24 protein-coding genes are annotated in these 26,184 nt (G+C 71.9%); 12 read left to right on the top strand and 12 right to left on the bottom strand.

Annotated features, from left to right (window positions below; translation table 11 throughout):
- Positions 1-63: 63 nt before the first annotated feature.
- Positions 64-495, top strand: coding sequence for a hypothetical protein (locus DEJ50_RS32470; protein ID WP_223838015.1), 432 nt, complete (start codon positions 64-66; stop codon positions 493-495).
- A gap of 73 nt (positions 496-568) precedes the next feature.
- Here the strand turns inward: DEJ50_RS32470 and DEJ50_RS32465 are convergent, their stop codons facing one another.
- A complete protein-coding gene (locus tag DEJ50_RS32465) occupies positions 569-1,036 on the bottom strand; it encodes an RICIN domain-containing protein (protein WP_150211610.1) in 468 nt (155 codons plus the stop codon).
- A 154-nt stretch (positions 1,037-1,190) separates the two neighbouring features.
- Here DEJ50_RS32465 and DEJ50_RS32460 point away from each other — a divergent pair, with 154 nt between their 5' ends.
- Positions 1,191-5,186: a hypothetical protein gene (locus tag DEJ50_RS32460; protein WP_150211609.1), complete on the top strand. Its 3,996-nt coding sequence runs from the start codon at positions 1,191-1,193 to the stop codon at positions 5,184-5,186.
- 68 nt (positions 5,187-5,254) lie between these two features.
- Here DEJ50_RS32460 and DEJ50_RS32455 read toward each other — a convergent pair whose 3' ends face one another.
- Positions 5,255-5,656, bottom strand: a complete 402-nt coding sequence (locus DEJ50_RS32455) for a RidA family protein (RefSeq protein WP_150211608.1) — start codon at positions 5,654-5,656, stop codon at positions 5,255-5,257.
- Between the two features lie 112 nt (positions 5,657-5,768).
- Here DEJ50_RS32455 and DEJ50_RS32450 point away from each other — a divergent pair, with 112 nt between their 5' ends.
- Positions 5,769-6,770, top strand: coding sequence for a helix-turn-helix transcriptional regulator (locus DEJ50_RS32450; RefSeq protein ID WP_150211607.1), 1,002 nt, complete (start codon positions 5,769-5,771; stop codon positions 6,768-6,770).
- On the opposite strand, the gene DEJ50_RS32445 is transcribed toward DEJ50_RS32450, so the two are convergent.
- Positions 6,752-7,483 (bottom strand): 2-phosphosulfolactate phosphatase, encoded by a 732-nt coding sequence (locus DEJ50_RS32445; protein WP_317852576.1) that lies wholly within the window; start codon positions 7,481-7,483, stop codon positions 6,752-6,754. The two genes, DEJ50_RS32450 and DEJ50_RS32445, sit on opposite strands and share 19 nt — an antisense overlap.
- Before the next feature lie 52 nt (positions 7,484-7,535).
- Positions 7,536-8,378 (bottom strand): helix-turn-helix transcriptional regulator, encoded by an 843-nt coding sequence (locus DEJ50_RS32440; RefSeq protein WP_150211606.1) that lies wholly within the window; start codon positions 8,376-8,378, stop codon positions 7,536-7,538.
- Positions 8,379-8,527: 149 nt separating this feature from the next.
- On the opposite strand from DEJ50_RS32440, the gene DEJ50_RS32435 reads away from it, so the two are divergent.
- Together DEJ50_RS32435 and DEJ50_RS32430 are read left to right on the top strand one after the other, a co-directional pair.
- On the top strand, positions 8,528-9,307 hold the full coding sequence (locus DEJ50_RS32435; RefSeq protein WP_150211605.1) for an NAD(P)H-dependent oxidoreductase: 780 nt from the start codon (positions 8,528-8,530) through the stop codon (positions 9,305-9,307).
- A gap of 60 nt (positions 9,308-9,367) precedes the next feature.
- Entirely contained in the window at positions 9,368-10,108 is a 741-nt protein-coding gene (locus DEJ50_RS32430) for a VOC family protein (protein WP_150211604.1), read from the top strand.
- Positions 10,109-10,113: 5 nt separating this feature from the next.
- On the opposite strand, the gene DEJ50_RS32425 is transcribed toward DEJ50_RS32430, so the two are convergent.
- Entirely contained in the window at positions 10,114-11,043 is a 930-nt protein-coding gene (locus tag DEJ50_RS32425; RefSeq protein ID WP_150211603.1) for a LysR family transcriptional regulator, read from the bottom strand.
- An 89-nt stretch (positions 11,044-11,132) separates the two neighbouring features.
- Here DEJ50_RS32425 and DEJ50_RS32420 point away from each other — a divergent pair, with 89 nt between their 5' ends.
- Both DEJ50_RS32420 and DEJ50_RS32415 read left to right on the top strand, forming a co-directional pair.
- Positions 11,133-12,059, top strand: a complete 927-nt coding sequence (locus DEJ50_RS32420) for a zinc-binding dehydrogenase (RefSeq protein ID WP_150211602.1) — start codon at positions 11,133-11,135, stop codon at positions 12,057-12,059.
- Positions 12,056-13,120, top strand: a complete 1,065-nt coding sequence (locus DEJ50_RS32415; RefSeq protein WP_150211601.1) for an alpha/beta fold hydrolase — start codon at positions 12,056-12,058, stop codon at positions 13,118-13,120. The genes DEJ50_RS32420 and DEJ50_RS32415 overlap by 4 nt, the downstream gene beginning before the upstream one ends.
- Positions 13,121-13,176: 56 nt before the next feature.
- Here the strand turns inward: DEJ50_RS32415 and DEJ50_RS32410 are convergent, their stop codons facing one another.
- The gene (locus DEJ50_RS32410) at positions 13,177-14,061 is read right to left on the bottom strand and encodes an NAD(P)-dependent oxidoreductase (protein ID WP_150211600.1); all 885 of its coding nucleotides are present in this window, start codon (positions 14,059-14,061) and stop codon (positions 13,177-13,179) included.
- Between the two features lie 66 nt (positions 14,062-14,127).
- Between DEJ50_RS32410 and DEJ50_RS32405 the strand changes: the two genes are divergently transcribed.
- Entirely contained in the window at positions 14,128-14,478 is a 351-nt protein-coding gene (locus DEJ50_RS32405; RefSeq protein ID WP_150211599.1) for a winged helix-turn-helix transcriptional regulator, read from the top strand.
- 135 nt (positions 14,479-14,613) lie between these two features.
- On the opposite strand, the gene DEJ50_RS32400 is transcribed toward DEJ50_RS32405, so the two are convergent.
- The 4 genes from DEJ50_RS32400 to DEJ50_RS32385 all read right to left on the bottom strand — a co-directional run bounded on the left by DEJ50_RS32400 (position 14,614) and on the right by DEJ50_RS32385 (position 19,467).
- The gene (locus DEJ50_RS32400) at positions 14,614-15,150 is read right to left on the bottom strand and encodes a DUF3291 domain-containing protein (protein WP_150211598.1); all 537 of its coding nucleotides are present in this window, start codon (positions 15,148-15,150) and stop codon (positions 14,614-14,616) included.
- A gap of 153 nt (positions 15,151-15,303) precedes the next feature.
- The gene (locus DEJ50_RS32395) at positions 15,304-16,524 is read right to left on the bottom strand and encodes a DUF418 domain-containing protein (RefSeq protein ID WP_223838014.1); all 1,221 of its coding nucleotides are present in this window, start codon (positions 16,522-16,524) and stop codon (positions 15,304-15,306) included.
- A 246-nt stretch (positions 16,525-16,770) separates the two neighbouring features.
- A complete protein-coding gene (locus DEJ50_RS32390) occupies positions 16,771-17,721 on the bottom strand; it encodes a virginiamycin B lyase (protein ID WP_223838013.1) in 951 nt (316 codons plus the stop codon).
- Positions 17,722-17,769: 48 nt separating this feature from the next.
- Positions 17,770-19,467: an ABC-F family ATP-binding cassette domain-containing protein gene (locus DEJ50_RS32385; protein ID WP_150211596.1), complete on the bottom strand. Its 1,698-nt coding sequence runs from the start codon at positions 19,465-19,467 to the stop codon at positions 17,770-17,772.
- Between the two features lie 130 nt (positions 19,468-19,597).
- Between DEJ50_RS32385 and DEJ50_RS32380 the strand changes: the two genes are divergently transcribed.
- Positions 19,598-20,263, top strand: coding sequence for a TetR/AcrR family transcriptional regulator (locus DEJ50_RS32380; protein WP_150211595.1), 666 nt, complete (start codon positions 19,598-19,600; stop codon positions 20,261-20,263).
- An 81-nt stretch (positions 20,264-20,344) separates the two neighbouring features.
- Here DEJ50_RS32380 and DEJ50_RS32375 read toward each other — a convergent pair whose 3' ends face one another.
- On the bottom strand, positions 20,345-23,059 hold the full coding sequence (locus tag DEJ50_RS32375) for a tetratricopeptide repeat protein (protein ID WP_190344822.1): 2,715 nt from the start codon (positions 23,057-23,059) through the stop codon (positions 20,345-20,347).
- Between the two features lie 171 nt (positions 23,060-23,230).
- On the opposite strand from DEJ50_RS32375, the gene DEJ50_RS32370 reads away from it, so the two are divergent.
- The 3 genes from DEJ50_RS32370 to DEJ50_RS32360 all read left to right on the top strand — a co-directional run bounded on the left by DEJ50_RS32370 (position 23,231) and on the right by DEJ50_RS32360 (position 25,290).
- A complete protein-coding gene (locus tag DEJ50_RS32370) occupies positions 23,231-23,716 on the top strand; it encodes a GNAT family N-acetyltransferase (protein WP_150211593.1) in 486 nt (161 codons plus the stop codon).
- 139 nt (positions 23,717-23,855) lie between these two features.
- Complete coding sequence (locus DEJ50_RS32365) at positions 23,856-24,740, top strand: glycosyltransferase family 2 protein (protein ID WP_190344820.1); 885 nt, start codon at positions 23,856-23,858, stop codon at positions 24,738-24,740.
- A 19-nt stretch (positions 24,741-24,759) separates the two neighbouring features.
- Positions 24,760-25,290 (top strand): GNAT family N-acetyltransferase, encoded by a 531-nt coding sequence (locus tag DEJ50_RS32360; protein ID WP_150211591.1) that lies wholly within the window; start codon positions 24,760-24,762, stop codon positions 25,288-25,290.
- A gap of 150 nt (positions 25,291-25,440) precedes the next feature.
- Here the strand turns inward: DEJ50_RS32360 and DEJ50_RS32355 are convergent, their stop codons facing one another.
- Positions 25,441-26,004 carry a dihydrofolate reductase family protein gene (locus DEJ50_RS32355; RefSeq protein WP_150211590.1) on the bottom strand — a complete coding sequence of 188 codons (564 nt, stop codon included), beginning with the start codon at positions 26,002-26,004 and terminating at the stop codon, positions 25,441-25,443.
- Positions 26,005-26,184 lie beyond the last annotated feature (180 nt).

Genomic DNA, 26,184 nt, shown 5'->3' with positions numbered 1-26,184 from the left:
TCGGAAAAGCTTGCGGCGAGATGGTGGAAGTGGGCCTTCTCGGCCCCGAGCGGGCGTAATCCGGTGGAGGACACCACAGGAGAGCACGCCCACTGGCGCCAGTCGGCCGATGTCTGGTTCCTCGCGGGCACGTACGGAGGACGCGTGGTGCGGCGCTGCACGGTGCCGACCGATCGCCCGCTGTTCTTCCCCGTGTTCAACACGCAACGCCTGGCGCTGGGCTTCTCCACCCAGCCGAGGCGGGTGCCGGCAGCACAGGCCGAGGCCCATCTGAACGGCATCCCGCTCCCGCTCCACGAGGCGGCCTCCAAGCGATTCTGGGCCTTTGGCCCCCGGGTGGCCTGGGGACTGTGGAGCTCACTCGACCCCCTCACCCCGGGCGAGTACGTACTGTCCATCAAGGCGCGGGCAGGCGACTTCTGGGTGGACACCACCTACCACCTCAAAGCCGTCCCGTTCGACCCCAAGGCCGAGACCGCATCCAGCGACGCCTGATCCGGAATCCAGCTGCCCGGCCCGGCCCGCCACATCGCGTACCGGGCCGGGCAGGGCAGATCAGCGCCTGGGTTCAGAAGTCCCAGCTCTGGCTCCGCGCGCCGTTGCACGCCCAGCTCACCAGGAGCTGGCCGTTCTCGGGACGGCCGGCCAGGATGTCCAGGCACTTTCCGTTCACCCGGTTGCGGATCTCGCTGCCGTTCCGGAACCACTTCTGGTGAAGACCGCCGTGGCAGTCCCACATGGCCACCGAGCCCTGGTCACCCAGATGGGGGCCGTAGATCTCCAGACACTTTCCGTTCAGGCCGGAGCGGATCTGCTCACCGTCCCAGCGCCACTGCTGGTGGAGACCTCCGTGGCAGTCCCACGACACGACGGAGGAGCCGTTCTCCTGATGGGCCATGAAGATGTCGGCACACCTTCCGTTCAGATTGGACTTGAGCAGCGGGGCCGCGGCAAACGCGGGCGCGCCCGTCAGGGCAACTCCGGCCAGGAGCCCGGTGGTCGCCGCCAGCACCATCAGTCGTCGCACAGACCTCATGACTCTCCTTCGATTCGCCTTTGCGCAGTTGCGCAGGCCTTGTCTAGCCGTCGGTTGATGTCCGGCGCCGGAACGGGGGTTCCGGACATCAAAAGCTGGACAATCACCATCTGTCACCACGCGTCACCCGCAGGAAGGTGCAGAGAGGGAGGCCATGCCACGCCCCGAACGCCCGCTCGACGACCTGGACACCGGTCCGCTGACACGGTTCGCGGCCGATCTTCGGAAGCTGCGCGAGGCGGCTGGACGGCCGCCGTATCGGGAGCTGGCCAAGAGAGCGCACTATTCGTCCACGACGTTGTCGGATGCCGCGGGCGGGCACGCGTTTCCGAGCCTTGCCGTCACACTCGCGTACGTCGGGGCATGCCAGGGCGACCGCCGCGTCTGGGAGGCCCGTTGGCATGAGGTCGCCGCCGAGACTGCCGCGCGTGCGAGCGCACGGGGCGATGGGGCCGCGGAGGCCGGCCGGCCGGGCATTGCGCCGTACGCGGGGCTGTCCGCCTTCCAGCCGGAAGACGCAGACCGCTTCTTCGGGCGCGAGCGGCTGACCGGCGAGCTGCTCGCGAAGGTGCACGACCGCCGGTTCCTGGCGGTCTTCGGGCCGTCCGGATCGGGGAAGTCCTCGTTGCTGCGGGCCGGGCTCGTCGCCCGAGTTCAAGGATCGGGGTGGCCGGTACTGCTGTTCACGCCGGGCCCGCATCCCGTGGAGGAGTGTGCGGTCCAGCTGGCCGCGATGACGGGAGAGGCTCCCGGCGCGCTGATGGCCGAGCTCCTGGAGGATCCCGCGGCGCTGCACCTGCGGATCCGGCAGGCCGTGGCCGCGATGGACCGCACACCCGGCGTCGACGCGCTGGTCGTGGTCGACCAGTTCGAGGAGGTCTTCACCCTCTGCCGGGACCGGGGTGAACGAGAGGCGTTCATTGCCCTGCTGGTCGCCGCCACCACGGCGGCAACCAGCCGGACCCGGGTGGTGCTCGGGGTACGCGCCGATTTCTACGGCCACTGCGTCCAGGACCCCCGCCTGGTCGAGGTGATGCGCGACGCGCAGCTCGCGGTCGGCCCGATGAGCAGCCAGGAGCTGCGCGAGGCCATCACCCGGCCGGCCGTGCTCGCCGACTGCACGGTGACCGGCCCGCTGCTGGCGGCCGTGGTCGCGGACGCGACCGGTCAGCCGGGGGCGCTGCCCCTGGTCTCGCACGCGATGGTCGAGACCTGGCGCCGGCGCTGCGGCAACCGCCTGACCCTGGACGGATATCTGGCGGCCGGCGGCATCCAGCACGCACTCGCGCAGACCGCCGAGTCCGCCTACCGGGCGCTGTCGCCGGGGCAGCAGAACCTCGCCCGGTCGCTGTTCCTCCGGCTGACCGCGCTGGGCGACGGTACGGAGGACACCAGGCGCCGGATCACCAGGGACGAGCTGGACCCGGGTCCCGACACCGCCCTCGTACTCGAATCCCTGGCCCGGCAACGGCTGGTGACGCTGGACGAGGGATGTGTCGAGATCACCCACGAGGCGATCATCCGGTGCTGGCCGAGGCTGCGCGGCTGGCTGACCGAGGACCGGGAACGGCTGCTGCTGCACCGGCAGCTCACCGAGGCGACCGCCGCCTGGGAGGCGCAGGACCGCGACCCGCACGCCTTGTACCGGGGCGCCCGTCTGGCCGCGGCCCTGGACCTGGCGGCGGCGCTGGACCTGGCCGCTGCGGACGGCTGCCGGCTGACCTCCAGGGAGCGGCGGTTCCTCCATGCGAGCCGGGAAGTGCAGGCCGGCGAGATGGCGGCGGTCAGGCGGCGGACGGTCCGGCTGCGGCAGTTGGTCACGCTGCTCACCGTGCTGGTGGTGATCGCGGCGACCGCGGGTGTGCTGGCGGTCGACTCGCGCGATTCGGCCATCGAGCAGCGCAATGTGGCCATTGCGCGGAAGGCCGCCGCGGACGCGGCCGAGGTGCGGCAGCACAATCCCGCGCTCGCCGCGCAGCTGAGCCTGGCCGCGTACCGGCTGGCAGCACCCGCGGGCCCCGGCACCGGCGACGTACGCGACCAGCTCATGAGCGCGTACGCGACGCCGTACACGGGCCGGCTCACCGGGCACACCTCCGACGTGGTCTCGATCTCCGTGGCGAGCTCGAGCTCCGCCGCCCCGAAGGGCACGGTCCTGGCCACCGCGAGCTGGGACCGTACGGTCCGGCTGTGGGACATCGGGGACGCCCACCACCCCGTACAGCTGGCCGTCCTGCGCCGGCCGGAGCGGATGATGGCGGTGGCGTTCGGTGGGGGCGGCCGGGTCCTGGCCACGGCAAGCGAACGCTCGGTGAGGCTGTGGGACGTGGCGAACCGGCGGGCGCCCGCCGAGCTGAGCACGCTGCCGGATGTGCCGGATGTGGCGGGTCGGCCGGCCGCGTCGGATCGGCCGGCCGCGTCGCCGACGTGGGTGGCGTACGGGCCCGGGGGCGGGGTCCTCGCCACCGGGCACACCGACGGCGCGGCGCGGCTGTGGAACGTGACCGATCCCCGCCGGCCGCGGCTGCTGGCCACCGTGCCGGGCCATACCGGCAAGGGGGTCACCTCGGCGACGTTCAGCCCGGACGGCCGCAGGCTGGCGACCACCGGCGACACCACCACCAGACTGTGGGATGTCGGCGACCCCGCGCATCCGGTCCTGCTCGACGTCCTCCGCGGACATACGGACACGGTGACCTCGGCTGCCTTCAGCCCGGACGGCCGGTTGGTGGCGACCGGGAGCTGGGATCGCGCCGCACGCGTCTGGGACATCGCCGATATCGGCACGGTCAACGGCAACCCGGCTGTGAGGGCTTCGGCGAAGCCGCCGGCCGTGCTGCTCGGCCATCCCGCGATCGTCTGGTCGGTGGCGTTCAGTCCGGACGGCAGCACGCTCGTCTCGGTGGGCGGGTCCACCCACTTCTGGGACGTCTCCGCCGCCCCCGCGAGCCCGAAGCGGACCAGCACGGTTCAGGGCGGGTTCTACCAAGCGGCGTTCACCCCGGACGGCCGTACGCTCGCCAACTCCGACCGGCTCCTGGACCTGCGGGACCTGTCGCTCGGCACCCACGACGACGTGGTGACGTCCGTGGCGTTCGGGCCCGGGGGCCGGTTGCTCGCCAGCGCCAGCTGGGACGGCACCGCACGGCTGTGGCAGGTCACCGGCGGCGGCCGGGCCCTGTGGCCGCTGTCGGTCCTGCACGGACACACCAGGTTCGTACGGTGCGTGGTGTTCAGCCCGGACGGGCGCACCCTGGTCACCGCCGCCGAGGACGCCACCGTACGCGTCTGGGACGTGACTGATCCACGGAAGCCGCGGCTGACCTCGGCCTTCAGCCCCGGCGGCGGCGAAGTCGGCGGGGTGGGCTTCGGCCCGGACGGCCGCCTGCTGGCCGTCTGGGCCCAACACACGGCCGGACTGTGGGACCTGACCCACCCTGACCGTCCGCGGCTGCTGAGCCGGATCGGCGAGGGCGGGCCGAACGGGCCGCATGTCACGATGGCCTCGTTCCGGCCGGACGGCCGCACGCTGGTGACGAGCACCGGCGAGTCCGGTTCGCTGCGGTTCTGGGACATCGGCGATCCGCGCAGCCCCCGGGAACTGCCGTCCCCCTTCCGGTCGGACCCTCTGACCGGCGGCGTGTTCAGCCCCGACAACCGGAGACTGGCCGCCTTCCACCGAGCGGACAAGAGGGTCTGGCTGATCGACCTCGACACCGCCGACGCCATCGGCCGGGCAGGCAGGGCCGGCGACACCGGCCGCGCCGGCCGCCCGGCGAAGGTGACGCGGCTGCGGGCGTCCGGCTCCTGGCTCTACACGCTGGTCTTCGACGCGGACGGCCGCCGACTGGCGGCCGGCGCCGCGGACGGCAAGGCCTTGCTGTGGGAGGTGAGCGGTGGGGCCGGCACCCCCAGTCCCACGGTCCTCACCGGCCACTCGAACCCCGTGCCGGCGGTGGCATTCGGCCCGGGCGGCAAGACCCTGGCCACCGGCGGCAACGACTTCACGCTCCGGCTGTGGGACACCGCTCTGGACCGGGTCGCCGCCCGCGTCTGCGACAGCGCGTATCCCCGGATCAACAGAGTCCAATGGGCCCAGTACTTCCCGGCGGTCGACTTCAACCCGCCCTGTCCCGCCGCGGATGTGTGACACGTAGGGCCGCGGGGGGAACGGGCGAGGGCGGGCGGGCGGGTCGGCGTCGGTCGCGGTCGCCGGCGTCAGGGACGGGCGGCGAGGGCCTCGACCTCGAACAGCACGTCGGGCGCCGCCAGGCTCGCGACACCGATGAGGGTCTGGGTGGGCGGCTTCGTGCCCCAGCGCTCCTGCACGGCGGCGGCGATCGGCCCGAGCTTGCTGACGTCATGGTTCACCACGTACGTCCTGAGCTGGACGACATGACCGAGGTCGAGCCCATGGGCGGCAAGGGCGACGCCGACGTTGCGGAACGCCTGCTCCACCTGCTCGGCGAAATCGGTCGAGACGACCGAACCGTCCGGGCCCGATCCGTACTGACCCGCGATCAGCACCAGTTCCGTGCCTGCGGGGACGGTGGCGGTGTGGCTGTAGCCGAACGGAACCGGGTCGTGCAAACCATCCGGATTGACGATGGCGTGTGCCATGGGGATCACCTCTCGTGCGCGATGGACCTGTGTGTTGTGCTCTCCTGTGACGTGGTGAAGCCTCGCAGCGAATCACGACATCGTGTGTCGTGTATTCCGGTAGCGTTTTCGTGTGCGCGCCGATCGGCTGGTTTCGCTGGTACTGCTGCTGCGGCAGCACGGTCGGCTGTCCGCGGCCACGCTGGCCCGCGAGCTGGAAGTGTCCACCCGTACCGTGCTGCGCGATATCGATGCGCTGTCCGCAGCCGGTGTCCCGGTCTACGCCGAGCGCGGCCGGCACGGCGGTTTCGAGCTGCTGCCCGGTTTCCGGACCGAGCTCACCGGGCTGAACCACGACGAGGCACTTGCCCTGCTGATCGCCGGATCGCGGCGCGGCGCTCAGGCGTTCGGTCTCGGCCCGGCGCTCGCGTCGGCCATGCGCAAGGTGGTCGACGCGCTGCCGGAGAGCTATCGGGCCACCGCGGCCGGCGCGACTCGTCGCTTGCTCATCGACCCGGAGACCGACCTCCTCTCGCGCCGGGTGGATGCCGAGGCCGATGAAGTGCCGGACGCCGTCGTGGCCGAGGTGCGGCGCGCGGTGTTCGCCGGACACAGGCTGCGCATCCGCTATGCGGCCGTGTACCGGACCCCGAAGTGGCGCACGGTGGACCCGATCGGCCTCGTCACCGTGCGCGGCCAGGGCTACTTGCTGGCCTCGCGGTCCGGCGCGGACCGCACGTACCGGCTGTCCCGCATCCTGGCCGCCGAGGAACTCGCCGAACCGGCGCAGCGACCGGAGCGGGTCGATCTGGACCGGGTCTGGCAGGAACGCAGCAGGCGGTTCCGGGCGGGCGGCGACCAAGTCACCGTACGGGTACGGGTGGACCCGGCGCGCCGGGAGGAACTGGTGGGCACCGCGCTGGCCGTCGTCACCGACGAAGCGGAGGAAGCCGCCGAGGAAGCCGGCGCAGGTGGCTGGCTGCGGCTGGAAGTGGCCTTCCAGGATCCGAGGCACGCCGAATGGGCGCTGTGGCAGCTCGGCACGAGCGCGGAGGCCCTGGCCCCGCAGTGGTTGCGCGACTCCCTCCACAACCGCGCCGCCGCCATCGCTGCCTGCTACGGACGGCCATCCTGATGAGGATGAACGATTCTCTGTGGACGCAGGACCATGAGCGAGTCTTCCAAGGTCGCCACCATCGCAAAGGGAAACCGGTCGAGCTCGAGACAGAGCGCGACGTCATCCGCATGGACTCCTTGACGCACCCCCTGCGCCAGTTCGGCAGCGGCGCGCGACTCGGCAGCACGGCGGAGGAACTCGGCGGCATCCGTTCCGGGCTCCGTCTCGGTCCCCGTCTCGGTGGCCCTCCGGGCGATGTACTGAGCACAGGCCAGATCTTCATCGGCCTGTCCGTCTTCGCCGGTGACCACGAACGTGACACCGTCAGCACTCCTGCGCGTCCGCAAGAGCCGCGCTGTTGCCTCCGCGACCACGAAGCCGGCGCACAGCACCAGTTGCGCCTCCTTGACGGCAAGGGCACCGACCGTCCCTGCCGTGGTCTTCTGCACAACGGTCCGTCCGCCGAGGTCGATGGACCGCAGCAGGCCGGGTGAGTTGACGGTGTCGAACCCGGGCGCGAGCGGACCGTCCTTCAGCGCCACCCAGTCGGGGTGGCGCGCCTTGAGCGCCAGGGCTTCGTCCAGGGACTCGGCAAGAACGATCTTTTCCGCGCCCTGGGCGAAGGCCCAGGCTGCCACGGTGAAAGCACGCATGACATCGACCACGACGGCCACGGATGGGGTTTCGGTTTCGGTCAGTTCGGCGATACCGAGGAAACGAGCGTCGTCCATTCGGCTCATGATCACGTACGCATGCCCCGAGGCGCCCGGTGAGTGGTGGGCATCACATCGGTGCGTTCACCGCAGGATGCGCGTCACTCCTGTCCGCGCCCAGGCCCGCGAGCAGGCGCAGTCCGTCCTCCGCAGGGCTGCCGGGAGCCGCGGACAGCACCAGCAGCTCCATACCCGAGTCGTCCGGCAGTGCGAAGTTCTCGTGGTGCAGTTCCAGCAGTCCGACCAGCGGATGCCGGTACGCCTTGGGTCCATGGGTACGGGCGCGCACGTCCGCGCGGGCCCAGAGGCGGCGGAAACGCTCGCTGCCCATCGCCAGTTCGCCGATGAGCGAGGCCAGCCGCGGGTCCTCGGGGTATTTTCCGGCGGCCAGGCGCAGGTGCCCGACCACGTCGAGGGTGCACTTCTCCCACTCCGCGTACAGGCCGCGCCCAGCCTCCTCGAGGAAGACGTGCCGGGCCGTGTTCAGGCCCGGTATCGGCCGGCCGTAGAGGAGCCCGGCGAGGCGGTTTCCGGCGAGCACGTCCAGGCGGTGGTCCATGATCAGCGCGGGCGCGCCGGCGACCAGTTCGAGTACGCGCAGCAGCTCCGGCCGGACCCGCCCGCCCGGCGCCTTCGCGCGGCGGCGGCGCTGCCGGGCGAGCCGGTAGAGGTGCCCGCGCTCGGTCTCGTTCAGGCCGAGGACGCGGGCGAGTGCGTCGAGGACCTGCTCGGAGGGCTGGGTGGCGCGGCCCTGCTCCAGGCGTACGTAGTAGTCGACGCTGACTCCGGACAAGTGCGCGACCTCTTCGCGGCGCAGCCCTTCCACCCGGCGCCGGCTGTCGGCGGGGATGCCGACGGCCGCCGGATCGACCCGGGAACGCCGGGTCCGCAGGAAGCCCGCAAGATCGTCCATGCCCCCAGTATGGGCTCGGTGATGCCCGCGAAGGTGGTCCTGCCGATACCAGGAAGTCCGGTCCGCCGGAAGCGGCGCCCCTGAACGCCTGACGCCGCAGCGACCAGGATCGGAAGCACCAGCACCCGATCCGAAGGAGTTCAGTTCCCGTGAAGACGCTGATCGTCCACGCCCACCCGGAGCCGAAGTCGCTCAACAGCTCGCTGAAGGACCTCGCCGTGTCCACCTTGGAGACCGCCGGGCACGAGGTACGGGTGAGCGATCTGTACGCGATGGGCTGGAAGGCGGTCGTGGACGCCGCCGACTACGGCCCCGAAGCCTCGAGTCCGCTCAAGGTCGCCTTGGACTCGGGCCGGGCCTTCGATGCCGGGACGCTCACCCCGGACGTTGTCACCGAGCAGGAGAAACTGCTGTGGGCCGACACGATCATCTTCCAGTTCCCGCTGTGGTGGTACGCCATGCCCGCGATCCTCAAGGGCTGGGTGGACCGGGTGTTCACCTATCACTTCGCGTACGGCGTGGGCGAGCACAGCGACACCAGGTACGGCGACCGCTTCGGCGAGGGCACCCTCGCGGGCCGGCGGGCCCTGCTGTCGGTGACCGCCGGCGGCCCGGAGTCGCACTACGCCGCCCGCGGGATCAACGGTCCCATCGACGACCTGCTGTTCCCGATCCACCACGGCATCCTCTACTACCCGGGCATCGAGGTGCTGCCGCCGTTCGTGCTGTACGGCACCGACCGCATGACCGGCGAGGACTACGCGGACGTCGCCAAGGCCTGGGAGCAGCGCCTGCTCACTCTGGAGACGACCGAGCCGATCCCGTTCCGGCGGCAGAACTTCGGCGACTACGAGATCCCCTCACTGCAACTGAAGGAGGGTCTGGAGCCCGCGGGCCGCTCGGGCTTCGGGCTGCACGTGCGCGCGTGACCGCCGCGGCTGGAGGGCACGTCGTGCGGCTTGTATCAGCGGGCGCATAAGATCGCCGGCATGGCGCTGCGACCTGTTCAGGTGAACATCAAGGCTCTCGACGGCTCGGCTGTCGGCCGGTTCTGGGCGGAGGCGCTCGGCTGGACTGCCTACAGCCCCGGCGTGACCACCTACGTCGGTCCCGCCGGCGGCCTCGTCTGGCCCGACCCGGTGTTCGTCTGCGTCGACGTGGTCCCCGTCCCGGAACCCAAGACGGCCGTGAAGAACCGTGTGCACCTCGATCTCGCCACCACCTCCCCCGCCCATCAGGCGGAGTTGGTCGCGCGCCTGAAGGCTCTCGGTGCGACGCCCGTCGACGTGGGTCAGGCGGACGTACCGTGGACGGTCCTCGCCGATCCCGAGGGCAACGAGTTCTGCGTGCTGGAGCCCCGGGAGATCTACCGGGACACCGGGCCGGTCGCCGCAATCGTCGTCGACTGCGTGGATCCGCGGGCCATGGCCCGGTTCTGGGGCGAGGCGCTCGGCTGGACCCTGCACGAGGTGACCGACGATCACGCGTCGTTGCGCTCCGCCCAGGGCGTCGGCCCGTATCTCGAGTTCCTCCGTACCCCCGACGTGAAGACCGTGCCGGACCGCGTCCATCTGGACCTGCTGCCGTACGCCGGTGACGACCCGGCAGCGGAGGTGGCCCGGCTGCGGGCCCTCGGGGCCACCGACCTCGACCTCGGCCAGGGCGACGTCCCGTGGACCTGCCTGGCCGACCCCGAGGGCCACGAGTTCTGCGTCCTCGCCCCGTCGTGACGGTGCTACGGCCCGGGCGGTGGTTCAGGGAGCCAGTCGCGGGTCGGGGCGTACTCCAGCCATCGCCTTCGCCCTGCCTCCTCGGCGCAGGCGGTGGCGAGGCCGGTCAGTCCCGGGTGCCCGTTTCCGGTGCGCCACAGCAGTGACCAGGCGTACAGCGGCGTGGGGTCGACCAGGGGGACGGAGCACAGTCCGGGAATCTCCGGCAGGGGCACGTCGGCGGGGACCAGCGAGAAGCGTCGTGGCTCTTCCGCCACCTCGGTGAGGAAGTGGGCGAGCCCCAGGTTGATGCTCGTGGCCGTGTTCCGGATGCCGAACCGGTCGGCGAACCGGTGGAGGAAGTCGAGCCGGTCCAGTGCACCGGGTGCCCAGAGGGTGCTGTCGCGCAACTGGTCCGGCCGCAGCGCCGGTGCGGCTGCGAGCGGGTGGTCCGTACTCAGTACGGCGTCCACCGGTTCGAGGCGGACGAGTCGGTGTGTGAGCCCGGCGGGCAGTGGGGGGTGGACCCGGCCGAACGCCGCGTCGATGTCGCCGCGCAGCAGTGCCGTCGTCACCGACGGCAGATCGCGCCCGTGCCCCAGCGTCAGTTCCCCGGCTCGTCCGGCAACCTGAGCCAGCGTCCGCATCGGCGTGTAGAGGTGCCCCCAGACGTCCACGCGCAGTGGACGCTGCTCCCCGAGCACCACCGCAACCGCGGCGTCCGCGGCGGCCACGGTCTGCCGGGCCGGGGGGAGGAAGCGCTGTCCGGCCTCCGTGAGGCGTACTCCGTTGCCTCCGCGCCGCTGGAAGAGCTCGGTCCCGAGCAGGGATTCCAGCCGCGCGATCCTCTTGGACAGTGCCTGCTGGGAGATGGCGAGCGTCCCGGCGGCCCGGCCGAAGTGCAGTTCCTCGGCGGTGCGCACAAAGGCACGTACCTGCGCCACGTCGAGATCCATGGCCCCCACCATAGGTGACAACCAATGGTTGTCGGTCTTGCTTGTTCGTTGTTGGATCACGGGGTGTCCGTGGGGGTTGCATCCTCTCCATGCAGAGACTGATTCCCACGGGGGACGCGGCGCGCCCGGTGGCCTTCGCCGAAGTCCCTCAGCCCGTGCCGGAGCCCGGTGAGGCACTGATCAAGGTCGAGGCGTTCGCCCTGAACCGCGGCGAGACGTTCCTCCTCGAACACCCCCGGCCGGGACTGGTGCCCGGCAAGGACATCGCGGGGCTCGTCGTACAGGCGGCAGCCGACGGGTCCGGCCCCGGCATCGGCACCCGCGTGGTCGGGCACCCGCCGCAGGGCGGCTGGGCCGAGTACGCCGCCGTGCCCACGCACTCGCTCGCGGTGCTCCCGGACGGCATCGACAGCGTACGGGCGGCAGCCCTGCCGCTGGCCGGGATCACCGCCCTGCGGCTGCTCCGTACGGCCGGTTCCCTGGCCGGCCGCCGGGTGCTGCTGACGGGCGCCTCGGGTGGCGTCGGCCATTACGTCACCGAGCTCGCCGTGGGGGCCGGAGCCGAGCTGACCGCCGTCACGGCCACACCGGAGCGCGGCGAGCGGCTCGCGGAGCTGGGCGCGACGGTGGTGCACGAGGTCGAGGCGGCCCGGGGACCGTTCGATGTCGTGCTGGAGTCCACGGGTGGGCCGGCTCTGGCACTCGCCCTGTCGAAGGTGCGCCCGGGCGGCCTGCTCGTCTGGTTCGGCCAGGCGAGCCGCACGCCGGTGACCCTCGACTTCTTCCACCTGCTCGGTGGGCCCGAACGCGTCACGATCCAGCACTTCCACTACGCCGGCGGCGGCGCCCCGTACGGCTCCGACCTCGCGGCGCTGGTGAGCCTGGTGGAACAGGGCCGGCTGCACCCGGAGATCGGCCGTGTCGCCGACTGGGCGCAGACCGCCGACACCCTGGTCGACCTGCGAGAGCGCACGATACGCGGCAAGGCCGTTCTGCTGACCGGAGGAACACGATGAGCACCAGCCGAATCGCCGCCGACGCCGGGTTCGCGGCCGAGTCCGCGGCCGAGTCCGCCGCCGCGTTCGCCGCTGCCCAATGGACGCGTGCCACCGGTGCCGGGGTGGACCCGCACGAGTACCGGCGCGTCGCCGGCGGCCTCGCCTCCGTTGCCGACTGGGGGCCGTCCTTTGTCCGGACCGGACACGGCTACCTCCGGCGTGCGCAGGACGCGGGATCATCCCGAACGGCGGGTGAGTACCTGCTGATGGCCGCCCGGTGGTTCCACCTGGCGACGCTGGCGCCGTACGCGGAGGCACATCGTGCCGCAGCCGAGGCGGACCATGCCCTGGGCAGAGCCCTCACCGTGCTGGAGCCCGGTGCGAGGCGGGTGAGCGGCGAGGGGTTCACCGGCTGGCTGCGCGGCCCGTCCGATGCGCCGGGGACCGTGATCGTCGTGCCGGGACTGGACTCGGCCAAGGAGGAGTTCCTCGATCTGGTGTCCGCGCTGCTGGCCAGGGGGCTGGCGGTGTTCGCGATGGACGGCCCCGGACAGGGCGTGCTGGCAGCCACCACGACCTTCACGCCGGATTACGAGCGGGTCGTGGGCCGGGTGATCGACGCCCTCGGCGTCGAACGCGCCGGGCTCGTCGGCCTGAGCCTGGGCGGCTATTTCGCGGCCCGGGCGGCGGCGCTGGAGCCGCGGGTGGCGGCCGTGGCCACCGTCAGCGGTCCCTTCCGCCTCGACTGGGCGGAACTGCCCCCGCCGGTTCACGACCTCATGGCCCGGCGCACCGGAGGAGCCGGGGCAGCGGCCCGCGAGTTCGTCCGCCAGGTCGATCTCGCCGCCCTGGCACCCCGTATCGCGGCCCCGCTGCTGGTCGTGGACGGTGGGCAGGACGTCATCCCCGGCGTGACGAACGGCGAGCCGCTGGCCCGGCTGGCGCCGCACGGCAGGTACCTGTCCGTGCCGCACGGCGACCACCTCCTCGGAAATGCGCGGCCCGACTGGCTGCCCCACCTCAGCGATCACATCACGTACGCCCTGACGGGACCCTTCAGCGGGGCGACGGCGCCCTGACCCTGTACGCGGCGGCTGCCAGGGCCCGCCGTGGACGCCGCCTCGCGGAACCGGCGTCAGCGGCGGCCCAGCAGTTCGGCGATCCGGATGAACCCGTCGGCGCCGTGGCCCAGGCCGATGGCCCGGCGGGCCTGGCCTTCGGCTGCTCGCATCACGCTCGCGTCGATGCCATGAGCCTCGGAGGTGTGGACGATATGGGCCATGGACGAGGCGACCGAGGTGATCGGGCTGTCGTCGGAGGCGGTTGTGTTGTCCACCTCCTCCGCGAGCCCTTCGAAGATGGTCGGGAGCAGGTCGCCGATCCCCTTGGCGAACGGGGCCAGTTCGCGGGCGGTGATCCCTTCCGCCCGCGCCACCGCCACCGCGTGGGCGAAGCCCGCCATGGCGGTCCAGAAGATGTCAAGCAGCGCGATGTCGTACGCCGCCGCCCGGCCGATGTCCTCACCGAGGTGGGTGTGGGTGCCGCCCAGCGCCGCGAGGACGGGCTGGTGCTCGTCGTAGAGGTCCTTCGGGCCACTGTGGATGAACACTGCGGCCGGCGTGCCGATGGTCACGGTCGGTGTCATGATCGCGCCGTCCAGATAGCGGACCCCGTGCCCGGCCGCCCATGCCGCGGTGTCCCGGGCCCGGTCCGGCGTGTCTGCGGTCAGGTTGACCACCGTACGCCCCTTGAGCGCGGCGGCGACCGGCTCGCGCCGCAGAATGGTGTCCGCCGCGTCGTAGTTCACGACGCAGACCACCGTCAGCCCGCTCGCGGCAACCGCTTCCTCCGCCGACCCGGCGCTGACCGCGCTCCGCGCAACCAACTCCCGGTCCCGGCCCGGCGTACGGTTCCATACCGTGGTACGCAGGCCGGCGTCGAGGAAGGCACCTGCCAGGGCTCGGCCCATCGCCCCCAAACCGAGGACGGTGACGGCAGACTGTTCTGTGAATGCGGACATGGCCCAACTCCGTAGATGTGTAGATAAATCGATAAATCGACAGTGTGTAGTGATATGGGGGCGAAGATGACGCGCAGTCGTGCTCAGGACCCGGATGTGTGCGGAGTGACCGCCGCGATCGCCGTGATCGACGGGAAGTGGAAGACCACGCTGCTCTGGCTGCTGGAATCCGGTCCGCACCGCCCCGGCGAATTACGCCGGATGGTGCCGGGGCTCAGCGAGAAGGTGCTGACCCAGGCGCTGCGCGAGATGGAATCCGATGGACTGGTCCACCGGGAGGTGCACGACACCTTCCCGCTGAAGACCTTCTACTCCCTGACCGCGGTCGGGCGGGAACTCTCGGAGGTCTTGGCTCCCGTCTCCGACTGGGGCCACCGCCGCCTGCAGCGGCTCACGGACGCCCAGTCGGCCTCCTGACGTCGCATCGCACGGTCACCCCGCTTCTCCCCCGGATCGATCAGGTGGCGGTCATCCGGCCGCCCTTGATCAGGATCTCCCTGCCGTCGGACTCCGCCAAGTACCCACAAAAAAGTGGGTACTGCGGGTCGGCGTTCACGGGGTGAGACCGGCCGCAGGAGTTCCGTCCGGGGTGAAGGGGTGGTGGAAGGTGAAGGCGTGCGGCGCCGTGCCGTGGTCGTGGAGGTGTTCCAGCCGGGAAACCCCGTCCTGCCAGGTGGGTATCTCTCCGTCGGAGACCCACCAGCACACGTAGTTCGGGTGGTTCCCTGTCCTCTCGAACCATTCGTAGCGCCTGTTCAGCGCCGCACGGTGCAGACCGGTGTAGACGGCGTCGAAGGCGGGGCGCGGGCCGGTCCAGAGTGAGAGGGTCGTGGCCAGGGCGGTGGTTTCCACGGTACGGCCCTTGCCGTACCAGGTCGGTACGGCGAACTCTCCCCATGCACCCCAGTCCGCCTCGAAGAGCATGCCCCGGTCACCGTCTGCCGGTTCGGCACGAGCGAGGTACCCGGGGTGCTGACTGATCTTCTGGTAGACGGCCTCACCCGTCTCGTAGAACTCGCGCGTGAGGGGTGCGGGATCGGTGAGAGGTGATTTCAGGACGCCGAATGTGTACAGAGCAAGATGGGACATGCGTCTCTCCCTGGTTGGCGAGCGCCGAAGACCAGGTGAAGGTAGCTGCCTCTGCGGGCCATGTCGAAGTTGCGTTTTTCCTGTTCAAGTGGCCTCTTGCCTCTTGCCTCTTGCCTCTTGCCTCTTGAACAGGCCCTTGCGCCGGCCGGCCGGTCAGGGTGTCGCCGGCGACCTGTCGCGGGCGTGCGGGAGCCGGGCGAGGGTGACCGTCCGGAGCAGCCATTCCACCGGGCCGTACCGGTATCGGGCCATCAGTCGGGTGCTGAGGGCGAGTTGGGTGGCGTACAGCGCGAGTGAGCCGAGCACGACGATGGCCGGGCTGAGGCGGTCGTACAGGGCGAAGCCGTAGGCGGTGAAGACCAGCGCCATCACCAGGGACTGGCTCAGGTAGTTCGTCAGGGCCATGCGGCCGGCGGGGGCGAAGAGCGCTGCGATGCGCGCACCGCGGGCGGTCTGCATGAGGCGGAGCATTCCGCAGACGTAGGCGGCGGTGAGGGCTGGGGCCGTGACCGTTCCCACCATCTGGCCGAGGACTGCCCAGCGGGGACCGAGCGGGCCGCTGATGGCCAGAGCCATGAAGAGGCTGCCGGGCAGACCGACGGTGGCACCGAGCACGAAGATGCGGCGCATCCCCATTCCGGTGTCGGTGAGCAGGCGCCGCTTGCCGCAGTGCAGGCCGGTCAGGAAGGCCGCCACGACGAAGCCGCCCATCACCAGCGCGGCGAGGAGCGCGTCGGGCAGCTGGCCGATGTTGGCCTGTACGACGGATGCGGCGTCGCCGCGGTAGTCGTCGACCAGTCCGGCGAAGCCCGCTGCGAGTTCGGCGTCCAGTTCGGCCGCTTCGGCGTCCGACATGAGCAGGGACGCCAGCCCGGCGAGAAGCAGGAGGCCGCTCACGCAGCCGTACACGATTCTGGCTGCACGCAGGGCCGTCTGTGGCGAGCAGTTGCGTGCGGCGATCAGGATCAGGCCGAGTACCGCGTAGGTCATGAGGATGTCGCCGATGTACAGCAGTACGGCGTGCAGGACGCCCAGAAGGAGCAGGCCCAGCGAGCGGCGCAGCAGCCGGGGGACGGCGCTCGCGCCGTCGCGTTCGGCGGAGGCCAGCTGGAGGGTGAAGCTGTAGCCGAAGAGGAACGAGAACATCAGGTAGAACTTGCCGACCACGAAGGTCTGGACGATGCCCTCGACGGTCCGGTCGAGGGTGGTGGCGCCCGGGTCGTCGGCGACTCCGAGGGCGTACGGGCTCGCCATCATCAGCGCGTTGACCAGCAGGATGCCCAGGAGGGCGAAGCCACGCAGGGCGTCGACCTCCGGTATTCGCGGCGGCCGGTCCGGCCTGTCTCCTCGTGCGTGCGCAACCGTTACGGGCACTGCTTCCCCCTGGTGGTCGTGGATCGGGATCAAGGGCCTGTCTGCACCTGCAGCAGCCAGTGACACGCTGCGGCGAGTGTCACCTCGGTGTCGTCGCTCCATGAACAGACTTCCAGCCACGACAGGTAGCCGTCCCCACGACGGTGCCGGGGCCGGTGGGTGCGGGCGCTACGTCGTCGGCAGGCAAGCCTCGGTCATCCCGTCACCCTATCTGACCAGCGGTTTTCAACCCCGACGGTGTTCGGCTCAACTGGGGTCTGCCGACAGGTTTCCGGGGCTGTGCACCTCCCAGCGGGAGATGCCGCCGTGTTCCTCTGCGACGTACAGCGTGCCGTCCGGGGCGAAGGCCAGACCGTGGGGTTCGCGGTCGGGGGACGCCAGCGGGTGTTCGGTGATCTGGCCGTCCCGGGTGACGGAGCCGATCCGGCCGGTGCCCCACTCGGTGAACCAGCAGGTGCCGTCCGGGGCGACCGCGACGGCGTGGGGGCGGCAGTCCGCCTCCGGCAGCGCGAACTCGGCGAACTCGGTGCTTTCCATGCCTGCTGCTCCGCCGGTCGTGAGCCGCCCGATCCGGCCGGCGCCGATCTCGGCGAACCACAGGCTCCCGTCCGGGCCGGCCGCGAGCCCGACCGGGGCGGCGCCGGGCGTGGGCAGGGGGTGGAGCCGGACCTCGCCGGAGACGGTGATCCGGCCGATGGCGTTCGCCTGGTTGAGGGTGAACCAGAGGGCCCCGTCGGGTCCCGCCGTGAGGAAGGACGGGAATCCCCCCTCGCACGGCAGCGGGAACTCGACGATCCGGCCGTCCGTGCCGATCCGGCCGATGCGGTCGGAGTTCGTGCAGGTGAACCACAGGCCGCCGTCGGGGCCGGCCGCGATCCCGTACGGGCCGCCCGCGCCGCCGGGCAGATCGTACGAGCGGCTCTCGCCGTCCACCGTGATCCGGCCGATCCGGTGGTCGCGGTACCGGGTGAACCACAGCGCGCCGTCCGGTCCGGCGGTGATCAGGGTGGGGCCGCAGTCGGCGGAGTCAAGCGCAAACTCCTCCACGTGGCCGGTCGAGGGAGTGAGACGGGCGATGCGCCCGGTGCGGACGAGGGTGCACCACAGCCGGCCGTCCGGTCCGACGGTGAGCGCGTACGGGCCGGAGTCCGGGGTGGGGAGGGTGAGGGTGCCCAGCGGGCTTACGGAGGTGGTCAAGTGGGGCGTCCTGTCAGCGAAGAGGGGGGTGGTACGGCCGGTCCGGTGTCAGCGGCGGGCTGCGGCCGGCGCCGGGGCGTGCAGGGCGAGCCGGTCGCCCGGCCAGCGGGCGCACAGCCGCCGGTCGTGGCTGACGACGACCACCGCGCCGGCGAACCGGGCCAAGGCCTCCTCCAGTTCCTCCGCCAGCGCGGGGGAAAGGTGGTTCGTGGGCTCGTCCAGCAGCAGGACGTCCGCCGGTTCGGTGACCAGACGGGCCAGGGCCAGCCGCTGCCGCTGTCCGACGGACAGGGAGCCGACGGGAGCGGACAGCCGGTCGGGGGCGAACAGGCCCAGTGAGAGCAGTTGCCCGGCGTGCTCCTCGGGCGTCCCGGGGCGGCCTGCGGCGTAGGCCGCGAGCAGTGTTCCGCCACCCGCGGCGCCTTGCGCGCCGCCGCCCGCGCCGCCGCCCGCGCCGGCACCGGCGTCCGTGTGCTGGGCCAGCAGTCCGATCCGGCCGTGCCGTACGACCTGCCCGCGGTCGGGGGCCAGGGTGTCGGCGAGTACGTGCAGCAGGGTGCTCTTGCCCGCCCCGTTCGGGCCCGTGACCAGCAGTCTGCCGCCGGCCGGCAGGGTCACGTCCACCGGAGCGAGCCGGCCCTCCACCGCGACGCCCGCCGCGGCCAGCAACACCCGTCCCGTGCCGCCGGAACCGGCGGGCGTTCCGGGTCCGGCGGCGGTGCGCGGTACCGCGGTGAACCGCAGCGGGTCCGCGGGGGCCTGCACCGGCCGGGCCAGCAGCCGGGCGAGCCGTTCCTCGGCGTTGCGGACCCGGCTCGCGAGCGACTGCTGGACGCGGCCGGCGGCGCGGTCGTACGCCATCTTGTTGCCGTCCTTCATGGCCCGGCCCGGCGCCACCCGGCGGGCGGTGACGGTGGCGGCCTCGCGCAGCCGGGCCGCCTCGGCCCGCCAGGCGGTGTGGGCCTCGGCGCGGCGGCGCCGGTCGGCGGCGCGCTCGGCGAGGTAGCCGGCGTAACCGTTGCCGTACCGCACGGTCCGGTGCAGGTCGCCGTCGACCTCCAGGAGGGAGGTGGCGACGCGTTCCAGGAAGGCCCGGTCGTGGGAGACGGCCACCGTGATGCCGCGCCGGGCGCACAGGTGGTCCTCCAGCCAGGTCAGGGCGGCGCCGTCGAGGTGGTTGGTGGGCTCGTCGAGGAGCAGCACCTCGGGGGCGGCGGCGAGCAGTACGGCCAGGCGCAGTCGGACAGTCTCGCCGCCGGACAGGCTGCCGACGGCGGACTCGCGGGGCAGGGCGGGCAGGCCGAGGCCGTGCAGGGAGCGCTCCACGCGGGCGTCCGCGTCGTACCCGCCGCGCAGTTCGAAGGCGGTGAGGGTGTCGGCGTACGCGGTGAGGGTCTCGGCGGTGGCGTCGCCGTCCGCCATCCGGCCCTCCAGGCGGCGCAGGCGCTGCTCCAGGTCACGCAGCTCGGCGAGGGCGCGGTCGACCACCTGCTGGACGGTCAGGTGCGGTGCGAGGTGCTCCTCTTGTGCGAGGTAGCCGACGCCGCCATCGGCGTGCAGGACGACCTCGCCGCGGTCGGGGCGCTCGGCCCCGGCCAGCAGCCGGAGCAGGGTGGACTTGCCGGAGCCGTTCTCGCCGACGATGCCGAGGCGTTCGCCCACGGGGACGGAGCAGTCGACGGAGTCGAGGACCAGGCGGCCGTTGTAGGACTTGGTGAGGTCAGTTGCGGTGAGCTGTGCGGTCATGGGGCGGCTCCAGGGGTTCGGCGGTCTTCGCGGCAGCGGTGATGGTGGTGGCGGTGCGGTGAGTGGTGATGTCGTGGATGAGCACCGGAGTTCTCCTTTAAGGCGACGGATGTTGCGTTAAGATGCTGACATGGATTCTCCTGCACAGGCAAGCGATGATTCCGGCCGACAGGAACCGGCCAAGCCGGCCACGACGGCCACGACTCGGCGCCGGACGGGCGGCCGGAGCGCCCGCGTCCGCGCCCAGGTGCTGGAGGCGGTGGGCGTGCTGCTCCTGGAGGCCGGGTACGACGGGCTGACGGTCGACGCGGTCGCGGAACGCGCCGGCGTCCACCGCACGACCGTCTACCGGCGCTGGGGCGACGTCGGCCGGCTGCTGGCCGACGTACTCGACGCCGCGTCCGACGACACCTGGAGCCCACCGGACACCGGGTCGCTGGAGGACGACCTGACCGCCCTCAACCAGGAGGTGTACGAGGCGCTGGCGGGCCGCGGGCCGAATGTGACCACGGCCCTGATCGCCGCCGGGTTCCGGTCGGCGGAGGCGGCGGAAGCACTGTCGCGCTTCTGGGAGCACCGCTACGCGCGGTGTGCGGTGGTCGTCACCCGCGCGGCCGACCGGGGCGAGCTGCCCGGCCCGGCCGACAGCCGGGCGCTGCTCGTCGCCGCGACCGCCCCGCTCTACCACGAACTGCTGCTGCTCCGGTCCGCCCCCGACCCGACGCTGCCGCGGCGGGCCGCCGCGGCCTCCGCCGCGGCGGCCCGCGCCGGCGCGTTCGGCGCGCCGCCTCGCTGACTCCGGGCCCTGGGCCGTGGACGGACCGGCGCCCGGGGCGCCGGCATCGCGGGAGCGGCAGTGTGCGCGTTGAGTGCGCGCTCAGTCCTCGTCCGGGACGGCGACGGCTCCGTCGCGTCCCGCCGTGCCGGGGAAGAGCGGGTTGGCCGCAGTGGCCTCCCGCGCCAGCCGGTCGGCCTCCGCCGGCCGGCCGGCCGCCCGTAGGGCCGTCACCAGGTCGCGGGTGCAGACCGCCTGGTACCAGCCGTGCCCGGCGCGCCGGTAGATCGCCAGGGCCGTTTCGAGCTCCCGGCGTGCGTCGCCGTGGCGTCCGCCGTCGCGGTAGGCGACGCCGAGCACGTTGCGGGCCATGGCCTCGGCGAACACGTCCCCGGCCGCACGGGACTCCTCGGCCGCCACCTCCAGCGGTTCGTACGCCTCGGCGATCCTGCCCGAGCGCAGGTGGAGCCAGCCGAGATCCCGTATGACGTACGAGTGCCAGAGGGTGTGTCCGGTCGATTCGAAGAGTTCGAGCGCCCGGTGCGCGGCCTCGTAGGCGCGCTGCATCTCCCCGGCGGGGCCGAAGACGCGGATCAGCGAGTGGTGGACCCGCCCCGCCCAGAACGGCTGATCGAACTGCTCGAATACGGACAGGGCCAGCTCGAGGCTCTGCAGAGCCGCCGCCCGGTCCCCCGTGATCCGCTGCACCTTTCCGGCGGCGGCGAGCGAGCGGGCCTCCCAGACCCGGTCGCCGAGGCTGCGGAAGGCGGCCGTGGCGGCCTCCAGCAGCTGCCCTGCTTCGGCGAAATTGCGCTGGTAGGTGAGCGTCTCCCCCAGAGTGCGCTGCAGCCGTGCCCGGGCGCGCAGATCGCCGAACTCCTCGGCGATCTGGAGGGATTCCCGCTGGAAGGACTCCCCCTCCCACGGGAAGGCCTGGATGCGGCGGATCTCCCCGAGCATCTCCAGCGCCATCCCCAGGTGCCAGGAGTCCCCGAGGCTGCGCAGGGCCTCCACCGCCGCGGACATGTCCGCGAACGCCGTCGGGAAGTCGCCGCGTTCCCGTGCCACCCGGGCCCGGAGGGCGAGGTGCCGGGCCGCCGCGTACGGTTCCTGTGGCTCGTGCGGTACGTCCCCGGTACCGAGCGCCGTGAGGGCTCCGGCGAAGTCGTGCTTGGCCAGACACAGGTAGGCGTGCGCCCGGGCCCGGGCGGCCTCTTGCCGTCGCGCGGCCGTCCGCGCGGCGGCCGGTCCCGCAGCGGCCGGCCCCTCGGCGGCCGGTCCCGCAGCAGCCGGTCCCGCCGCGGCCGGGGGCGCGCCGTTCTGCGCGCCGTCGGCCGCGAAGAGCTGCGCCGCCCGCTCCGGGGTGGCGGCGAGGTCGTCCGCGAAGTACGCCGCGCATTCGGCGACGAGAGCGCCGGCCTCGGGCAGGCCGAGAGCGGCGGCCCGCTCCCGGACCCAGACGAGGCGGTCCGCCTCGGTGGTGAACCAGTCGGCTGCCGACAGGCCGTTCCACGCCGCTGCGGGAGGCGCCGAGGCGTACTCCGCAAGTTCCGGCGCCCGCAGGGCCGCCAGCGCCGCTGCGGCCTCGCGGTATCCGGCCACGAGGCGGGCATCGCTCCCGTCGCGCTGCTCCGGCGTCAGGGCGGCGAACCGGTCCGCGGCGAAGACCCGGACGAGATCGTGCAGCCGGTACTGGGCGGGCGCCCCGGAGTCTGCCCCGCCCTCCGTGTCCAGCAGGCAGGTGGCGGTCAGTTCGTCGACGGCGCTCGGGTCCGCGGTGACCAGCTCGGCGTGCCAGTCCGTCAGGTGCCCCTTCGGGAGCCGGGCCAGCGCCCCGAGGAGCAGCCGGGCCTGCTCCGGCAGGTCCCGGTAGCTGAGCATGAGGCAGGCCTGGAGGCTCACCGAGTCGAAGGCGAGCTCCTGCAAGCGGGAGTTCTCGTTCTCCAGCCGGTCCCTCATCCTGGCCAGCGTCATGTCCGTACGGGAACTCAGCCGGGCCCCGACGATCTTCAGGGCGAGCGGCAGCCGGCCGCAGAACCGTACGATCTCCAGGGCGCTGGCGGGGTCCTGGTCGATCCGCGCCCTGCCCGACCAGTGGGTCAGCAGAGCGAGGGCGTCGTCCTCCTCCGGGAGCACCATCCGCACCGACCGCAGCCGGGAGACGTCGCCGACCGTGAGGGCACGGCGGCTCGTGACCAGTACGGTGCAGCCCGGCGCCGCGGGCACCAGCGGCTCGACCTGCTCGGTCGAGTAGGCGTTGTCCAGGAGGAGCAGCAGGCGCAGCGGGCTGGCCAGCTGGCGGAACAGTGCGGCCCGGTCGCCCGTGGTGCGCGGGATCTCCGAGGAGGCCACGCCGAGGCTGCGGAGAAGGTGTTCGAGGGCGGAGGCGCTGCTGACGGGTGAGTCCGCGTCGCCCTGGAGGTCGATGTAGAGGAGCCCGTCCGGGAACCGGTCGCGCACCTGGTGGGCGGCGTACATGGCCAGTGTCGTCTTGCCGGTGCCGGCGGGGCCGTGGACGACCACGACGTGTGCCCGCCCCCGTGCTGCGGGAGGGCTGCCGTCGGCGGGCCCGGCCGCCGGGGCACCGCCCTCCACGGCGCGGAGCAGTTCCCGGGCCAGGTGGGCCCGGCCGATGAGTACGGGTTCCGGCTTGAGCTGGTCGATGAGCAGACGGCCGCCCCCCGCCGCCGGCTCGGTGCTCGTGGACAGGACGCGCTGGACGGTGTAGGTGACGGCGCCCACGAGGAGGGCAGCCGCGACCCATCCCACCAGCGCCCATTGCCGGGGCAGAATCCCGAAGATGAGGTCTCCCGTCATGCTGGCGACGGAGACTCCTGCGATGACGGCCGGAATCACCCATTGGCGTTGCGCAAGACGCACTTGGTCCACCGACAACGTCAACCCCCCGTGAACGCACCGGACTTGGTGCGATGATGGCATGGCGGATCGGTGTTCGGCACTCCGGTCCGGCCCACGAACGGAGACCACATGCCCGCTGCCCGTCCCTGTGCCCGTGCCGCGGTCCCCGATGATGCCGACGAGCTGCTGCGCCTGCGCGTGGCCATCCTGAACGGTGAACCGCACGGGACCACGTGGCGTACGGCATTCCGCGACGACATGCGGCGCAGGCTCGGCAGCGACCCCGACCTTTTCGCCTTCGTCACCCCGGCGCCCGACGGCAGCGGCCTGGCCGCCTGCGCGATCGGTGTCGCCTACCAGGCTTACGGGGGCCCGACCTACCCGGACGGGCTGTGGGCACGCGTCCACACCGTGGTGACCGACCGCGGGCACCGCCGCCGGGGCCACGGGCGCGCGGTGACCGCCGCCCTGGTGGCGGCGCTGCGCGGGCGCGGCTGCGGCAGCATCGAGCTGCGGGCGACCCCGGACGGGATCGCCCTGTACAGCGCGCTCGGGTTCGACGCGCTGGGTGGGTACATGGTGCTGCGGCCCGGGTCACCGGGCTGGGCCGGCTGAGGCGGCTCCCCCCACCGGCGGAGCGGCAGACCGGCAGAGCGGTCGGCCGCCCTGCACCCTTCCCTTCTCATGGTCGGAGACCAGGGTTCAGCGGAGGTACGCTCTCCGTTCACCTGGAGCCGAACGGGAAGTGGTGGTGATGGTGGTCGTGACCCGACCGCGTGTGGGTGTCGCCGTGCTGACCATGGGCGACCGGACGCCCGAACTGCTGGCCCTGCTGGAGTCCGTGGCCAAGCAGGACGAGCCCGCGACCCGGATCGTGGTCGTGGGCAACGGGGCGGCGCTGCCGGGACTCCCGGACGGCGTAACCGGGGTGGAGCTGCCGGAGAACCTGGGGGTGTCCGGCGGCCGGAACGTCGCCTGGCAGCGGCTGCGGGACTTCGGGGACGTGGACGTCCTGGTCGACCTGGACGACGACGGCCTGCTCCTCGACACGGACGTGTTCCGTCGTATCGCGGACCTGTACGCGGCGGATCCCCGCCTGGGCATCGTCTCCTTCCGGATCGCGGACGAGACCGGCGCCACGCAGCGCCGCCACGTGCCCCGACTGCGGGCCAAGGACCCGATGCGGCGGGGCCTGGTGACGACGTTCCTGGGCGGCGGGCACGCGCTGTCGATGCCGATGCTGGAGCAGACCGGGGGCTGGCCGGACCCGTTCTTCTTCACCCACGAGGAGACCGACCTGGCCTGGCGGGCCATCGACCACGGCTGGGACGTCCTCTACGAGCCCCGGCTCGTCCTCCAGCACCCGAAGACCTCCCCTGCCCGGCACGCGGTCTACTTCCGGATGACCGCCCGCAACCGCGTCTGGCTGGCCAAGCAACACCTCCCCGCTCCCCTCGTCCCCGTCTACCTAGGCGTGTGGACCGCCCTGACCCTCGCCCGTACCCGCTCCCTGACCGGACTGCGCGCCTGGTTCGCCGGGTTCGCGGAAGGCGTACGTACATCCTGCGGCCCTCGGCGCCCGATGCGCTGGCGGACGGTATGGCGACTGACCCGGCTCGGCCGGCCGCCTGTGATCTAGGTCCTGAGATACTCCGGCCATGGATGCTGGGGTGCTGGGGGATGGGGCGTGCCCGGGCTGGGTGCTGCGTTCTGCGGTGGCAGCGGACATCGAAATGATCGCGGAGTTGCGGGCCACGGTCATGCGCGCGGATTTGGAACGCCTTGGGCGCTACGACGAGCACCGGGTGCGGCAGCGGCTGCGGGATTCCTTCTCCACGCTGCATACGTCGATCATCATGATCGGCCGCGATCTCGCGGGATGTGTCACGGTCCGGCCCGCCGAAGGCAGGCAGTGGCTCGAGCACTTTTACCTTGCCCCGCACCATCAGGGCCGCGGGCTCGGATCCGCTGTCCTGCGCACGGTGCTGGGGCGGACCGACGCACAGGGCTTGACCGTGGGTCTGAACGTCTTGCAGGGCAGTGCTGCTCGTCGGCTCTACGAGCGCCACGGATTCGTCGTGGAAGCCCAGGACCCGATCGACGTCTTCATGGTGCGCCCGCCGGGGGCCGTGGCGAGCACTCGAGGGCAAGCCGGCCTTGCTCCTTCTCGGCGATCTCCAGAGCCCTGATTGCCCGGCGTCGCCAACGTGTCACAGCCACAGCCGCGATCACCCCGCCCAGCAGGCCGACCAGCAGAACACCCAAGGCCGCGACCACGAACAGGGTTCCGAGTGATTCCATGACACCCCCTCTTGAGAGGGGAGCGTACTCGGGCGTGATCAGCGTGCCACGCGGTAGTGGAAGTAGACGACTTTCGAGCTGAAGGTGCGGGTCTCTACGAGTTCGAGATCCACGTGGCGCTCGTGCCGGGGAAAGAACGGAATGCCGCCGCCGACCAGCACCGGGTAGACGATCGCCCGGTATTCGTCGATCAGACCCAGCTCGGCTGCCTCGGCAGCGAGAGTCGCGCCGCCGATCGCGATCTCGCCCTCCCCCGGCTCGGCCCGCAACCGCTCGATCTCCTCCGCCAGGCCGCCGGAGGCCAGGCGGGCATGGCCCTGCACCGCCGACAGCGTGGTGGAGAAGACCACCTTGGGCAGTGGATTCCAAAGCGAGGCCCACTCGCGCATGGAGTCGTCGAACGATGGCTCCTGGTCGGCGGTCTCCCAGTACAGCATCGTCTCGTACAGCCGTCGTCCCAGCAGATGGACGCCGACCCCTCGGATCTCCTCGATCCAGAAACGAAAGACCTCCTCGTCGGGCCCGGACCAGTCGAAGCGGCCGTCCGGCCCGACGATGTAGCCGTCGAGTGAGACGTTCATCGAATAGGTCACTCTGCGCATCAGAAGTCCTCCCCGGTAGTGGAGTCCGACGGTACGACCGAGGGACGCCGCTGGACCCGGGGGCTCGCGGGTTCCGCCGGGGTGAATCGTGGAGTTGTGACACCCCCCGCGGCGGCCTACACGAAGCCAGGCTGCCCCGTCTCATGGAAACGGTGGACCGAGCGTCGCAGAAGGTCGAGG

The sequence above is a fragment of the Streptomyces venezuelae genome, from assembly GCF_008642295.1.
GTDB classification, from domain to species: Bacteria; Actinomycetota; Actinomycetes; order Streptomycetales; family Streptomycetaceae; genus Streptomyces; species Streptomyces venezuelae_C.
The sequence above is the reverse complement of the archived record's forward strand: the minus strand, read 5'-3'. Positions and strand labels throughout refer to the sequence as shown.